The following is a 15,340-nucleotide window of genomic DNA, read 5'->3' on the forward strand; positions in this document are numbered from 1 at the left end:
TTTAGGTGGGGGAAGATGCGGGCAATCGGACGGTGAAACAACTGCCTATTCCCAATTGGCTGGTGACATCGATCGCCCCTTTATGTTGCTGGACGATCGCCCGGGCGATCGCTAACCCCAAACCAGACCCTCCTTGCCCATAAGCGCGAGTGCGATCGGCTCGCCAAAAGCGCTCAAACACCTTTTCCACATCTTCCTCAGCAATCCCTACCCCTGTATCCCGCACTTCCACCTCAATATAAACCCCAAAGTTAATCGCACTCAGTGATATTGTTCCTCCTGCCGTGGTGTAGTGCAAAGCATTTTGAATCAAATTCACAAACAACCGTGTTAGCTGCCCCTCATCTCCGGCAACATACAGATTTTCCCTAATCCTTCCATATAATTTAATTTGCTTTGCCTCAGCTTGTGTCTGATAAAGATTGATTAACTTTTGTAAAGTGGTTGTTAAATCCACATTCTCCCAATCTCGGCGGAGTATTTGCACCGATAGGTCGGCATGACCATCGGTGCGTGCTAAAAAGAGTAAATCTTCCGTAAGCTGCGTCATCTGGTTGGTGGCGCTGGCGATCGCCTCAAATTTTTCCCCATCGGTGTTCCGCATCCCCTCTGGATACCGCAAAGCCACCATCACATTACTTTTAATCGCCATCAGAGGACTACGCATTTCGTGGGAAGCATCCGCCGTAAACTGTTTTAACCGCTGAAAACTATCCTCGATCGGCTGCATCGCCTGACGAGTCAGCCAGACACCCCCTGCCCCACTCAAAAGCAAGGCCATCAAAATTCCCCCAGCCAATCCGCAATCCAACTTTTGAATGATTTGATCCACCTCGGTTAAAGATTGACTCGCTCTAACGTACCCCACAATCTCACCGCCATTACTCCCCATCATTGGCAGAGTTACCGCCTCAAGCCTCGGTGTCTCCTGAAATTGAACTGCCTCTCTTTTCTCCAAAGGCAAATTCACGATATAGACTCCTTGTTGAGCCATCAAATTTCCCGCCCGATCAAACCACTGTAGGGTCTGTTCGTGTTGCATCAAATCCCGTTCATAGAAAAAATTATCATTAATATGATTAAATTGAATTTTTCCCTGTTCAAACGCTACCGCCGCCGACCCTTCCGCCAATGCCCTTAACGTCTCTGTCAGTTGGCGCATCAGAATCCGCGTAAATATCCCCCGCACGGCGATCGCAAACACCACCAGAATAGAGGCAAACACCAGTAGATACGACATTAACAACCGATGCCTAATCCCATTAAACATCAAAATTTACCCCATTATTTAGGTAGGCATTATTTAGGAGAAAATCGATAGCCAACCCCGTAAACCGTCGAAATCAATTCCTCTTCAATTCCCGCAACTTTCAGCTTGCGACGCAAATTTGTCAGGTGAGTCTTTACCGTTTCTTCTCCCGATGACTTATCTAATTCCCACAATTTATCCAACAACCCTCCCCTGGTTAAAACTTTATGGGGGTTGCTCAAAAAAAACTTTAATAAGGTATATTCTTTCGGGGTTAGCGCTAGAGGTTTACCGTTACAAGTCACCTCATGGTTACTGGGATTGAGTTGCAAATTTCCATAACTTAAAATCGCGGGGCGGATTTCAGGACTACGCCGGGAGACAGCCCGAATTCGCGCCGATAATTCTTCTAGTTCAAACGGTTTGACTAAATAATCATCAGCCCCAGCATCTAACCCCATGACTTTATCCGTGGTGGTATCCCGTGCCGTAATCATTAAAATAAAACCCCTGTAATTATTGCTACGCAAATGTTTGCACAGACGGATTCCATCTAATTTCGGCAGCATTAAATCCAACAAGATTAGATCATACTCTACTGTTTGGGCATATTCCCAACCTTGTTGCCCATCGCACACCACATCCACAATATAATGCTGGTGTTTTAAGTCTTCCGCTATAGGCCGAGCAATTCTATCATCATCTTCTACAACCAAGATTTTCATAACTTACCGCTGTTTGCCCAAACAATAAAGTAGGTGAACATAATTAATTGCACTTTTCGTTCCCCACCGTAAATCCTTGGATTCCCGCCTTCGCGGGAATGACAGTTTTTCTTTTGATATGGTCTGTGGTGCATTTATTTCTGCCCGTCTACTAAGATTCATACAGCAATTCTTCGCCACCTAAAGTGACGGAGCAATCTCGATCATCTAAAATCCCCCTGGTCGCGTCTATTATATGAGAGTTTGATGCTGATCAACAGTGGTCATCAGTCCTTTGTCCCTTCTGGGAAGGTGGTATTCTGAAGGATAACAGACAACGGAGATACCTCCCACCTCACGGAAATCGAAGCTGTTATAAGGTTAAATTGAACTGATTTCTTTAGTTTAATCAGACAATATGACTTTACTACTGGTCGGCGATGTTGGCGGCACAAAAACTCTACTGCGGTTGGTGGAAATGCCCACGGGGGAAACGTCTACTACTGCTTCTCAGCAGAAAAATCTTTATGAAGCACTTTATACCAGTCAGGAATATCCCGATCTGGTGCCAATGGTGCGAGAATTTTTGCAAGCAGCCGCCGCAGCATCGGGCAGTTCTCCCACCCCTACTAAGGCTTGTTTTGCGATCGCCGGGCCAGTGGTGGGCAATACCTCAGTCTTAACTAATTTGGCATGGTCTTTGACTACCGAACGATTGGAACAAGAACTGAATATTGCCCATGTGAGTTTAATTAACGATTTTGCAGCGGTAGGTTATGGGCTGTTGAGTCTGACCCCAGAAGATATTTTAACTTTGCAAGCGGGTAGACCCCAGTCAACGGCCCCGATCGCCGTTATTGGTGCCGGGACTGGATTGGGAGAAGGATTTTTAGTTCGCTTGTTAGATGATTATCATGTGTATGCCACCGAGGGGGGTCATGCGGATTTTGCCCCTCGTACCGATATGGAGTTTGAATTGTTGCAATATTTCCACCAGCACTATCATTTGGATCGGGTATCCGTAGAACGAGTGGTTTCTGGACAGGGCATTGTGACGATTTATCAGTTTTTATGCGATCGCGCCCAAGACCTCGATCGCGATCGCTTATCTGCTGCCAGCGAACATTCGACAAATCTGGGGGCAAATCTGACCAAAAAAGACCGCCATCTTTCCGCTGCGGAAATTTCTCAAGCGGCTTTAGAGAAAAGTAATCCCATTTGCCAGCAAACGATGGAATTATTTATCGAAGCTTACGGGGCAGAAGCGGGAAATCTCGCTTTAAAATTACTCCCTTATGGTGGCTTATATTTAGCCGGAGGAATTGCCGCCAAAATCTTGCCCTTAATTAAAGAAGGCGATCGCTTTTTGAACGCCTTTAAACAAAAAGGCCGTATGAGCTCTTTATTAGAAAGAATCCCCGTCCATATCGTCAAAAATCCCCAAGTGGGACTCCAAGGGGCGGCGGTTTGTGCGTCACGCTTATAATCCCACCCATTATAATCTCACCCATGCCCCCAGGCTCCCCTTCATGCCTGGGGGTTATTTGTGGTTAGTTACGAGTAACTGTTATGCAACCCCCCGGCAGATTGATTGACAAAAAATTTTTACAGTTAATTTGCATAAAAAAAATCTCTAATTTTTTGCTAAACATAGATTTTTTTTGCAGATTAGTAGTTATTTATCTAGAATAAATAGAAAATATCCTAAAACCTCTTGACACTTCCGGCAATACTTTGTTACATTTATTTACATAACGTTACAAAACTTAAGGAAAACACCAATGACTATCGTGATTAGCTTATTCGTGGTTGGTTGGATAGCGGCGGCTGTGCTCGGCACTCAGGCTTATTTCTTGGGTGAACAAACCAAGCCCATTCACGAACGTAACTGGCGTTCTGAGTCTTTTGCCCAGTTGTCTAAATCCGTAACTGGCAGCGAGATTGACTACAGCAAGAGAGTTCCAGCTTTTGCAGTGGATGCTTACACCAGCCAAAACCTGCCCAAATAATTAGCCGTGGCAGGATTTCCCAACCAGAGGCGATCGCGCATCCGCGCCGCTTCGCGAACGCGCTCACCAAAAATTAGTATCCCGTGGGGCGATCGCAGAAAAAAATCAGTCATCAAGAGCAAAAAGGGGCTTTCATAGCCCCTTTTTGCTCTTTGGCATCAGGCTAAAATAAAGAAAATGCTTTAAAAAATCAGGCGGATCTAATTCACAGCCCAACTGGGACACCGGGAACTGATATCACCAAATCACCAGAAAAACTGTCCTAGAAACAGCAGAGATATTTTACAGTATAGAAAGGGTGAGCCGGTATTTCACCCAGATTCAGGTGTTGAGGTGGTGAGTTATGACAATTGAAGAGATTATTTACCTGATTGAGGCAAAAAGCGAAAAAGAGTTAAGACCCGTAGAAAAATTAATCCTTGAGCAAGCGTGGGAAGGGAAGACTTTTACGGATATTGCCACCCTGTCGGACTATGGTGAGCATTATCTGAGAAAAACTGCCTCCTCGTTGTGGAAGTCACTTTCGGAAATTTTTGGCGAGTCACTCACCAAGGGTAATTTTCGCGGCATCCTGGAAACCCGCGCCCTATGCTCCAATGAACAACTATTAATGGAGACTTTTTACGCCAATAAATCTTCTGAACAGTCACCGCCATTTCCAGGGAGTCCACTGCCCTTGTGGTCTAAGTTTTATATTCATCGCCCAGCAATTGAAGAACTAGCTTATGCAGAATTGATAAAATTAGGCAGCGTCATTCGCATCAAAGCCCCAAGAAAAATGGGAAAAAATTCTTTGCTGTTGCGAATTATGAATCGGGGGAATAGCTTAGGCTATCGGGGGGCTTTTTTAGATTTTCAGCAAGCGGAAAGTGGGACTTTTGAAAATCTGGATAAATTTTTACGTTGGTTTTGTGCCACCGTGACGCTACAAGCGGGTCTGACCCCAAAATTAGACGCCTACTGGGATGAAACTATTGGCAGTAAGGTTAGTGCGACTTTATATTTCCAAGCATATCTTTTACCAGCGGTGAGTAGCCCGTTTATTTTAGGGCTAAATGAAGTGAATATTTTATTTCAATACCCGGCGATCGCCTGCGATTTTTTTCCCATGCTGAGAAGCTGGCATGAAGAGGCGAAATATGTAGAAATTTGGCAACGACTCCGGATGATTGTGGTTTATTCTACAGAAATTTATATCCCCTTAAACCTGAATCAATCTCCGTTTAATATTGGTTTACCGATTAAACTAACTGAATTCAACCTAGAACAAGGGAAAGATTTAGCCAAAGCGTATAATTTACCTCTGAAGGCAGCCGATTTGCAAAAGCTAATCGATCTGTTAGGGGGACATCCTTATTTAATGCAGTTGGCTTTCCATCACTTGAGCCAAGAAGATAAAGCATCAACGGGTAAAACCAACCTTGACGAGCCAAAACATTTAAGTAAAGCTTTAAAACATATTTTAGAAACGGCTACAAATCAAGCCGGTATTTATCGAGATTATTTGCGAAGTCTCTGGGCAAATATCCATGATCATCCGCCTCTTTTTGCCGCATTTAAACAAGTGCTAGAAAGCAATGAAGCGGTAGAATTACCGGATATTATTGCTTACAAGTTGGAAAGCTTGGGACTGATTAAGATGTCAGGAAAACTTTGTAGTGTCAGCTTGCCATTGTATCGCCTATATTTTTCCGATCAACTCTCCCTTGAACAAAATGCCAAAGTGAGTTTAGTCACGAATAATCAATGGAACTTGATCGAACAGTTAGCGAAATATAAGCAAGCGGTAGATCAATTTATCTATCGAGATAACCTAACAGGTTTCACTAATGGCAAACATTTCAAAAAGCAGATGGAGCAAAAATGGCTGGAGTGGAAAGATCAGCCGGTTTCCCTGATGATTTGTCAGATTGACTTTTTGCATTTATATAATCAATTTCATGGTAATGAAGCCACGGATGACTGTTTACAGAAGGTCGCTGGAGTAATTGGTAACTGTGTCGAGCAGCCATTAGAGTTTATCGGGCGTTTGGGTGAGGCTAAGTTTGCTATATTTTTACCGGGGAAGACCCAAGGGCAAGCGGAAAAAATTGGTCGGCAGATTTGTGAACAAGTCAAAGGGTTGGCGATCGCCCATAATAATTCTAGTATTGATGGTCTTCCAGAAACGATCACCGTGAGCATTGGCGGATCCAGCCGGGAGGCTAGGCAACCTGAAGTCACCTTAGAAATTATGCTCAATGAGGCAGAAACATACTTGCAGCAAGCACAAAAATGGGGAGGAAATCGCATGGTCAACAGTGTTTCTTTATTAGAAAATTTTTCTACGCCTTCGGGTTCTTCGGAAACTTCCGTGACTCCATAAGATTTAATCAGAACCGCGATCGCTTAGTATCCTATATTAACTATGATTTTCGTTTCTGTTCTACCTTTGATCTAACATAACTGATTCAAAAAATATTGTATGAGCCTCGATCAACTCCTGATCTTAATTACTGTTGCCCAGCAAAAAAATTTGACTCCGGCACAAAACCTAGTGTTAGGAGGCTCCTGGCATGGGCAAACATATACTCATATCGCCCAACAATCTATCTATGAAGCGGATTACCTCAAAACAACAGCAGCGAGATTATGGCAAATGATTTCTCAGTTGTTGAATGTACCGATTACTAAGTCAACTTTCCGTTCTGTGGTGGAAACTTATGTTTTGACCCCGGAACAACTCGCTTTAATCTCCATTTATAACCAAGATCAATCTCCTAGCTTTATTTTAAAAGAGACTAAAAATCCAGGTAATTTGGCGATCGCCAAATTTCCGTCTCCCTGGGAGAACCAGTCCGCCAATAGTCTGAATTCCTTAGAATATCCCAGTGGACCTGTTCCGGTAGAATCACCCTTTTATATCGAACGACCACCCATTGAAACAACCGCTTATCAAGAAATTACCAAACCGGGCAGTATTCTGCGGATTAAATCTCCCAAACAAATGGGTAAATCTTCCCTGCTGTTAAAAATTTTTGAGCAAGCAAACCTTTTAGACTATCACACAGTAAACATAGACTTTTGTCAAGGAGACGAATCGATTATTTCTAATTTAGATAAATTGTTACGCTGGTTTTGCAGCCTGCTCGGTCAAAAGTTAAACATCCCCGCCAATTTAGAAGAATGCTGGGCAAGCACAATGGGCAGTAAGGTGAACTGTACCTTATATTTTGAACGGCATCTCCTGCCAAAAATTAACCGTCCACTGGTTGTAGCTTTCAATGAGTTAAACCGACTGTTTAAATATCCTTACATTACTCAAGAACTTTTAACCATTGTGCGGTCATGGAGCGAAGAAGCCCAAAAATATGCTCCTTGGAATCATTTAAGATTTGTGTTACTTTACTCTCAAGAAATTTACCCAGAATATCCTCTATATACTTCTGCTTTAAATATCGGTTTACCCTTAACTTTAACGGACTTTACTCCAGAACAAGTTAATCAGTTAGCCCAACGTCATGGAGTTTGCTGGAATTCGGCACAAATCGAAAAACTCATGGCAATGGTTGGCGGACATCCTGCCCTGATCCGATTAGCATTTTATCACCTCGTCAATCCCCTAAAGTTTAATACAGAATCCATGAGTCTAGACCAGCTATTAGCGTCAATGGCGAATCCCTTCGGAATTTATCGAGATCATTTGCATGATTTGCGGCAACATTTTCAAGAAAATGAGGAATTAAACCGCGCATTTCAAGGATTGTTAACCGAGGAAAATCCCATCAGCTTACTTCCTGAATTAGCCGATCAATTAGAAAGTCTTGGGGTGGTGAAAATCGATCAAAATTTTCAAGTCACTGTTCGGTGTGAATTATACCGTTTATATTTTAGTAATGCCCATAATATAGGGGAAAATTCCTGCGGTAAAATTACGGATACAGAAGGAAAAGTCTCTAGCGGGGAACGCTTGCAACAAATCGATCAGGAATATCAAGGATTCCAGCAGCAGATTTGTCATCGAGATCCGTTAACCAATCTGGTCAATCAACTGGGATTTTATCAGTATATTAGCAGGTATTGGCAAGAGTTTATTGACAATCAATTACAACTTTCAGTGATTGTAGGTAGTCTGGACTATTTTCACCTCTATTATCAGAACTTTTATTATGATAAATATGGCAAAAATATCGGCGATGCTTATTTTAAAAAAATTGCTGATTTGCTGCGTCAGATAGTTGATTATCCGGGGAAGATTATGGCTCGATTTGAACCGGGAGAATTTGTCATATTTTTACCCAGTGTTTCCGCCGCTGACGCCCTAGAATTGGCGGAAGAAATTAGAAAACGGGTGAAAGCTTTGGGGTTAGTGCACGATCATCTGCTGATGGGAGGACTGCCCGATACGATCACCATGAGTTTAGGGGTGGCGAGTATTCAGGCGAAGGCTCAAAATTATCCAGATTACCTGATTAGAACCGCGAATTTGGCTTTGGAACAATCAAAGAAACAAGGGGGCGATCGCACCTCTTTTGAACCAGCTTTTGAACCAGCTTTTGAACCAGCTTTTGAATCTATTGAGTTTTCTTAGTTTCTGACTACGCCGATTATGCAAAATATTATCCGTGATGATTTATATCAAGTTGGGGGGAGTCTGAGATCTGATGCTTCTACTTATGTGAGGCGCTCGGCAGATGCTCAACTGTATAATGCCTTAAAAAAAGGTGAATTTTGTTATGTTTTCAACTCCCGTCAAATGGGGAAATCCTCACTGCTGGTGCAAACCCGACATCGGCTGCTGCAAGAGGGATTTCAATGTGCCACGGTGGATTTAACTCGCATTATCACGGAAAATATTACCTCAGAACAATGGTATAAAGGCTTAATTTTTGATTTGTGGCGAGGATTTAATTTATTTGATAAATTCGATCTAAAGTCGTGGTTTATTTCGGTAGATGGCTTGTCAAATGTCCAAAAACTTAGTCAGTTTTTGGAAGAAATTTTAATGAGTCAATTTGCCAAGCAACCCCTGGTAATTTTTTTTGATGAGATAGATAGTTTAATCAATTTTGATTTTTTAACCAATGATTTTTTTCCGTTGATTCGCTCTTGTTATAATCAGCGATCGCTGAATCGAGAATATGAACGTTTGACCTTTGCTTTTTTTGGGGTGACGACTCCAGGAGATTTAATTAGAGATCCCCAGAAAACTCCATTTAATATTGGTCAACCCATCGACCTTCACGGCATTAACCTGGATGATGCTAAACCCTTAGCCCAAGGATTAGTCGGCATTGTTCCCCAACCCGAAACGGTGATTAAAGAAATTTTTGATTGGACGGGAGGACAACCTTTTTTAACTCAAAAACTATGTCAATTAGTGGTGCATCATATCAAGTATTATCGGGAAATAAATCCTGGGAATGGGGATAATTGGGAAAAATGGATTTCCCATTTGGTGCGATCGCAGATTATAGAGAACTGGGAGTCCCAAGATGAGCCGGAACATTTAAGAACCATTAAAAATAGAATTTTAAACAATGAAAATCGGGCAGCCAGACTTTTGGGTATTTATGAGCAAATTTTGCAGAAAAAACAGATTAAATTTAATGATAGTCGCGATTATATTGAATTAGAACTAAGTGGATTAGTTTATAAAAAAAATGGATATTTAACCATTAAAAATCGAATTTATGAGCAAATTTTTAATCCAGCTTGGGTCACGGAACAACTGGATAAAATTCGGCCATATTCCTCTGCATTGCGGGCTTGGCTCAAGTCCGGTCAACAAGATGAATCTTGTTTGTTACAAGGTCAAGTATTACAAGATGCTCTTGCCTGGGCATTGGGCAGAAGTTTGAGCGATTTAGATTATAAATTTTTAGGAGCTAGTCAAGATTTAAGTAAACGATCCGCCCAAAATGCCTTAGAAGTGGTCGAACTAGCCAGCCAGATGTTGTCTCAAGCTCGGTATCAGGTAAAACAAGAAAGTTTTCAACCCAAAAAACGTAGAATCACTCATCTGGCGATCGCCTTTACTTCTGCGTTGGCCGTGATTTGTTTGCGTTGGACGGGACTGTTTCAACCCGTAGAATGGAGTCTTTACGATCAATTTTTTAGAATCCGTCCTTTAGAACCTATCGACCCTAGAATTGTCATTGTCACTATTGATGACGCTGATTTAACCAAAGTTCAAAAATGGCCATTTCGCGATGAAATATTAGTTCGGGCTATTGAAAATATAAAAAAACAAAATCCCGCAGTAATTGGTTTAGATTTATATCGAGACTTACCCGTTGAACCGGGTTATCAAAAATTAGTCAAACTTTTTAAATCCACCCCAAATTTAATTGGGGTGCAAAAAGTTGTGGGACGGCAGGTTCTTCCCCCGGAAATTTTGCAAGATTTGGGACAAGTGGCTATGGCTGATATGGTGTTAGATCCTGATGGAAAAGTCCGTCGAGGATTGTTGTCTGTAAGAATCTCAGAAGGAGAGAATCAAATCGCTTTGAGTCTAGGAAGCCAACTGGCAACTGAGTATTTGGCCAGGAAGGGAGTGATGCTGCAAAGAATTGGTGAAAATAAACTTCAGCTAGGGAAAGCAACGATTGTGCCATTTCGACCTTATGATGGCAGTTATATCCGATCGCATAGTGGCGGCTATCAAATTTTGCTGAATTTTCGTAGCCCACAGAATAATTTTCACTCGATCTCTTTTGCCGATGTCCTGGATAATACAATTGCACCGGATTGGCATCCACCAGATTCAAAGAAACTGCCTCTGGAAGATTGTATTATTTTAATTGGTGCGATCGCTGAAAGTTTAAAAGATGTGCATCACACTCCCTACACGACCAGTTGGACAGAAAGTTTGAATTTGACTCCAGGGGTGGTAATTCATGCTAATGTCACCAGTCAACTTATTAGCGCCGCCCTCGATGGACGACCGATGATGAAAGTTTGGAGTGAAGGTCAAGAATGGATGTGGATTTTGATTTGGTCAGTCATTGGGGCTGGATTTAGTTGTCTGATTAAATTAGAAAAATTTACTTTTTTTTCAACGGTAATCGCAGTGTTATTATTGGTATTATTTTGTTATCAGGCATTCATTCGTGGCTGGTGGGTGCCTTTATTTCCCCCGATATTGGCAATGATTACCAGCGCGATCGCCACCACAATCTTGTGCCATCAACAGTTAGAAAAACTGCAATTACGACGGATTTTAGAATTGCTCATATGCCAACAGTTAAATCATCCCACGGCGGTCAAAATTGCCATTCAATACCTTAAAGAATCTGAAAGTAGTCAAAATCAGGAATTGTTAGATAAATGGTTAAAAGAACTGCGTGAATAGTCATTACCGATCATCTTTAGCTAAGAATTTTTGTAATACCTGGATTAAAGTTTCTTCTAAATTAGTAGAAATTTGCAGGGGAATACTGCCAGACCGGACGTGCAAATCTCTCTGAGGAAACGGAATTTCAATCTCATGTTGAAGCAGTAAATGCTGAATTTTAAAATTTAAATCGCTTTTAATCGTAAATAATTCGCTAGGTTGGTCAATCCAGACCAGTAATTCAAAATTTAAAGAATTGTCTCCAAACCCTAAAAACATTACTTTGGGTGGCGGAACTAGCAAGACGAGAGGGTGACTTTTTGCCGCTTCTAAAAGAGTTGATTCGACGACTTGAACATCAGAACTATAGGCGACTCCGATGGGAATATGCAGACGAGAAACGGGGTTGCTATGACTCCAGTTAATCACTTCATTTTCCAGAAACCGAGCATTGGGTAAAATAATGGAAATCCGATCTAAAGTACGGATGGTGGTACTGCGAGCACCGATATATTCAACAATCCCAGTGTAACGGCCAACTTCTACAAAGTCACCGACTTGAATGGGTCTTTCAAATAGTAAAATTAATCCGCTGGCAAAGTTTTTGGCGATATCTTGAAAACCTAGACCGATAACAATACCTAGGGCACTGGCAAGAATGGTTAAAGAACTTAAGTCTAAACCCCAGATTTGCAGCACAACCACGGTGCCAAGGGCGATCGCGCTGTAGCGAAAAATGACGGCAATTACTTCTTGTGTACCTCGGTTCATGCCCGTAATTTGTAATATCCGAGATTTAAATAAATCTGTGGCTTTCCAAGAAAGATTTACCAATCCAAATAATAAAAAACCTAAGAGCAAAATATCCGGGATAGAATACGCTTGTTGACCGAGGGTAAGAATTGGTGAAGTAAAAGTAGTAATTAGAGCATTGACAATCAGATAACTCCATTGTCGAGTCACCGGGAATAAATTGCTAATCCCCAACGCGGCGAAAAGCCAAATCACGACGCGAGCAGTGCCAATAGTCAGATTACGGAGTAAATCTAAAGAGTTAATCAGGTTCCGTTGTTCGCTGTCTTCCGTGAGATTTGGTAGTGAAATTTTTTGCCAAAACTGCCGTAGTAATTTATCTGATAAAGAGTGTAAGCTAATGGCGGCAAACACAATTGCCGCCGAATAAATTAATCCTTTAACAATAAAATCAAACTGGCGTTGTTGTTTCCCGGTAGTTAAAGACTGCTGAATTTTGTCAGCCCATTCCTGAGCTCTTTCTTGGGGAGTCCTGGGCGCCGCATCACCGGAAGTCACAGTCAACAACTGCTGGTTATTGAGCGAAATAATCGTCAACTGATTATTAGATTGATTCACTTTCACTTGTACCGGATTCTCAGAAGCCACAGCTTCTTCTAATTTCTCTGAAATTAACTGCGCCCGAAGCTCTGCTGAATGTTCTGCTGTATCCGTGACAAAAAACAGTTCTTGACCATCTAAAGTTACTGGGGCTTTAGCTTTTTTTAGATATAACTCAATCCAATTATTGAAAACACTGGCGATATATTGCCGATCTGAAAGTTGCCCCTCGACGAAGGGCAAGCTAGGTGCGGTTCCCACTCTGGAGGAAACTAACAATGCATCCGAAATCCTGGGTAGATTAAGGGTCATCCCTTTGGGCGAAATCCATAATACCAGCACCATTCCCAAAACACCACAAATTATCCAGCGGAGAAGTCGATCAACTGTGGTCAGCTTAGTCAGACTTCGGTTACGGTAATTGCTCACGGAGTTAATCCTTATATTTAGTCAATATTTAGTCAATAGTTAGTCAATATTTAGTCAATACATTCACAACTCACTTTTCACTACTCACTATACAAGCGGGAGCGATCCATGATGCGATCTACCCGATCGATAATATTTCTCAGATAGCGGCGATCGGTTTGCCATAAGCTTTGCCGTTGATAGACCGAGTTTTCTGGAAACAGAGAACTCAGGGAAGTATTGACCGTTTGCTTCCTAGATACGGAGATGACTTGAGGAATGAAATTGTGTAGGATGATGTCCCAGCTTGGGGTTAACAACTCATCAATGGTTTCCCAAATTCCTTCGAGGCAACAATTCCCCGAATCTGGCGATCGCACCTCTCTGTACCCATAAATCCTCAAACTCTGGAGAATAACTATCTCCTTGAATTACCGTTTCCAGTCCCTTGGCGATTGTACCGTTGTACATAACGATTTTTTTACCAAATTGTCACCAATACGCCAAATAATGTCTGACCTTAGATTCAGATGCAACAGGCTATTTTCACTCAAAAATCAAAATGCTCCTATAATAACCACTCTATGCAGCCCGTTTCCGGCAAGACATCCGCCATAAGGCGTATTTTTTTACTTGAATCTTGAAGATTTTTTAAGCATTATTCCTTAACAAGGCTTAACATTACTTAATAAAATAATTAAATTTTTATTAAAAATTTAATTAAAAATATCATAAGCATAGCCCGTTTCCAGTAAAGGGCTATGCTTGGCACGGCGTTACCCAAAAAATCAAATCATAATCAAATCGTTTTTCCCGCCGCTAATCCCCATCTAAATCTTAAGGTTAAATTACCCTGATTAAATTACCCTTAACGTTGGGCTAATTGCGGATGCTTTCCGGTTTGTCCGGTCATTAAACGCAAGGCAAAAATTTTAATCGGTGGTACATTTTGCAAAAACCATAAACCCAGTCGCCGCATAGGCACCAGGGGAAACCATTTGTTAGAAAATATCCGATCCAAAAAGTCAGTAAATCCTAAAATTGTGAGGTTTTCCCATTTGCGCCAACGTTCGTAACGTTTCAGCACAGTTTCACTGCCAATATCTTCCCCTTTTTTATAGGCATTGATTAATACTTGAGCGATCGCCCCCACATCGCGAATGCCCATATTCAAGCCTTGACCTCCCACGGGATGACAAGAATGGGCGGCATCACCAATTAAGGCTAATCGGTGTTTTACATAGCGATCGCTTTGCATCAATTGCACCTGAAACACAAACCGATTGCCTAATAATTCTAACTCTCCCATTTGGTCGCCATAGCGTTTTTTCAATTCCGCTAAAAATTGGCGATCGTCCAATTCTGCTAAAGCTTTCGCCTCCGCATGAGGGGCTGTCCAAACAACATTGCAACGATTTCCAGGCAACGGCAAAATCGCAAATGGCCCGCTATATTGGAATTTTTCATAAGCAATATTATGATGAGATTTTTCGGGCTTAATTTTCGTGGTAATGCACGATTGCCAATACTTCCAGCCTTTAGTAGAAATTCCCGCTGCTTCCCGAATTGGGGATTTTTTGCCATCGGCAGCGACTAATAAACGAGTACGGAATTTGTGTAGAGGCGCGTCACTAAGATTGGCTGAATTATCTTCAGAAAGCGACCGTGTTTCTATCACCACCGCATCTCGTTGATAATCCACTTTCACCACTTCAGCGGGACAAATCCAAGACACATTAGGGCAATCATGTAGAAATGCCTGCAACTCCGTAATCATTGGCCCATGTTCTGCCACATATCCCAAGTGATCGCGATTTAAATCACTAGGATAAAATTGCACAATTCCCGGATGGTCAGCATCAGAAAGGCGAATTTGGTTAAACTGGTTGATTTTTGGCAAAATTCGCTCCCAAACGCCGATTTGCTCAAAAATTTGCCCGGTCAGCAGGGTCAATGCATAGACTTGCTGACGGGAAGCGGCTACAGCTTGAGGCTGGGCTTCAATCAACGCCACTTTCAGCCCCGAATCTTTTAATGCTGCTGCCAGGGTTGCCCCACTAATTCCCCCCCCGACAATAGCAATATCATAGTCAAATCCAGGTTTGGGGCTGGTTGGTTCGGTCAATTCATATGTCACCGTTGGCTGATCCTGTTGCATATCTAACTACGTTTCTTAAGATTGCTTTACATTTCTTTACTATTTTGCCGTAAATTTAGTCTATTCGCATTTTCGGAGCGATCGCTTTTTGGGGTGTGGGGTGTGGGGGAAGAGTGAAGAGTGAAGAGTGAAGAGTGAATAGTG

The 15,340-nt window shown here is 42.1% G+C and carries 12 protein-coding genes; 5 read left to right on the forward strand and 7 right to left on the reverse strand.

The genetic code is table 11. The features are described from left to right. Position 1: 1 nt before the first annotated feature. Complete coding sequence (locus AM228_RS16405) at positions 2-1,240, reverse strand: cell wall metabolism sensor histidine kinase WalK (RefSeq protein WP_197285321.1); 1,239 nt, start codon at positions 1,238-1,240, stop codon at positions 2-4. Between the two features lie 59 nt (positions 1,241-1,299). Continuing rightward, positions 1,300-1,974: a response regulator transcription factor gene (locus AM228_RS16410; protein ID WP_054467186.1), complete on the reverse strand. Its 675-nt coding sequence runs from the start codon at positions 1,972-1,974 to the stop codon at positions 1,300-1,302. A 397-nt stretch (positions 1,975-2,371) separates the two neighbouring features. Between AM228_RS16410 and AM228_RS16415 the strand changes: the two genes are divergently transcribed. Both AM228_RS16415 and AM228_RS16420 read left to right on the forward strand, forming a co-directional pair. Then, complete coding sequence (locus tag AM228_RS16415) at positions 2,372-3,439, forward strand: glucokinase (protein ID WP_054467187.1); 1,068 nt, start codon at positions 2,372-2,374, stop codon at positions 3,437-3,439. Positions 3,440-3,734: 295 nt separating this feature from the next. After that, positions 3,735-3,962 (forward strand): photosystem II protein, Psb35-related, encoded by a 228-nt coding sequence (locus AM228_RS16420; RefSeq protein ID WP_054467188.1) that lies wholly within the window; start codon positions 3,735-3,737, stop codon positions 3,960-3,962. Here the strand turns inward: AM228_RS16420 and AM228_RS32845 are convergent. Continuing rightward, positions 3,935-4,075, reverse strand: a complete 141-nt coding sequence (locus AM228_RS32845; RefSeq protein ID WP_156331836.1) for a hypothetical protein — start codon at positions 4,073-4,075, stop codon at positions 3,935-3,937. The two genes, AM228_RS16420 and AM228_RS32845, sit on opposite strands and share 28 nt — an antisense overlap. Before the next feature lie 230 nt (positions 4,076-4,305). Here AM228_RS32845 and AM228_RS16425 point away from each other — a divergent pair, with 230 nt between their 5' ends. The 3 genes from AM228_RS16425 to AM228_RS16435 all read left to right on the forward strand — a co-directional run bounded on the left by AM228_RS16425 (position 4,306) and on the right by AM228_RS16435 (position 11,295). Beyond that, on the forward strand, positions 4,306-6,327 hold the full coding sequence (locus AM228_RS16425; protein WP_072160800.1) for an AAA-like domain-containing protein: 2,022 nt from the start codon (positions 4,306-4,308) through the stop codon (positions 6,325-6,327). Between the two features lie 99 nt (positions 6,328-6,426). After that, positions 6,427-8,532 carry an AAA-like domain-containing protein gene (locus AM228_RS16430; protein ID WP_054467189.1) on the forward strand — a complete coding sequence of 702 codons (2,106 nt, stop codon included), beginning with the start codon at positions 6,427-6,429 and terminating at the stop codon, positions 8,530-8,532. A gap of 18 nt (positions 8,533-8,550) precedes the next feature. After that, on the forward strand, positions 8,551-11,295 hold the full coding sequence (locus tag AM228_RS16435; RefSeq protein ID WP_054467190.1) for a CHASE2 domain-containing protein: 2,745 nt from the start codon (positions 8,551-8,553) through the stop codon (positions 11,293-11,295). Between the two features lie 3 nt (positions 11,296-11,298). Here the strand turns inward: AM228_RS16435 and AM228_RS16440 are convergent, their stop codons facing one another. The 4 genes from AM228_RS16440 to AM228_RS16450 form a co-directional block, all read right to left on the reverse strand. After that, positions 11,299-13,059: a mechanosensitive ion channel family protein gene (locus AM228_RS16440; protein WP_156331837.1), complete on the reverse strand. Its 1,761-nt coding sequence runs from the start codon at positions 13,057-13,059 to the stop codon at positions 11,299-11,301. Between the two features lie 80 nt (positions 13,060-13,139). Beyond that, the gene (locus AM228_RS16445; RefSeq protein ID WP_156331838.1) at positions 13,140-13,358 is read right to left on the reverse strand and encodes a hypothetical protein; all 219 of its coding nucleotides are present in this window, start codon (positions 13,356-13,358) and stop codon (positions 13,140-13,142) included. Positions 13,359-13,362: 4 nt separating this feature from the next. After that, positions 13,363-13,509: a hypothetical protein gene (locus AM228_RS32850; protein ID WP_156331839.1), complete on the reverse strand. Its 147-nt coding sequence runs from the start codon at positions 13,507-13,509 to the stop codon at positions 13,363-13,365. A gap of 397 nt (positions 13,510-13,906) precedes the next feature. Further along, positions 13,907-15,196, reverse strand: coding sequence for an FAD-dependent hydroxylase (locus AM228_RS16450; RefSeq protein ID WP_054467195.1), 1,290 nt, complete (start codon positions 15,194-15,196; stop codon positions 13,907-13,909). Positions 15,197-15,340: the final 144 nt, after the last annotated feature.

The organism is Planktothricoides sp. SR001, assembly GCF_001276715.1.
Taxonomy (GTDB): Bacteria; Cyanobacteriota; Cyanobacteriia; order Cyanobacteriales; family Laspinemataceae; genus Planktothricoides; species Planktothricoides raciborskii.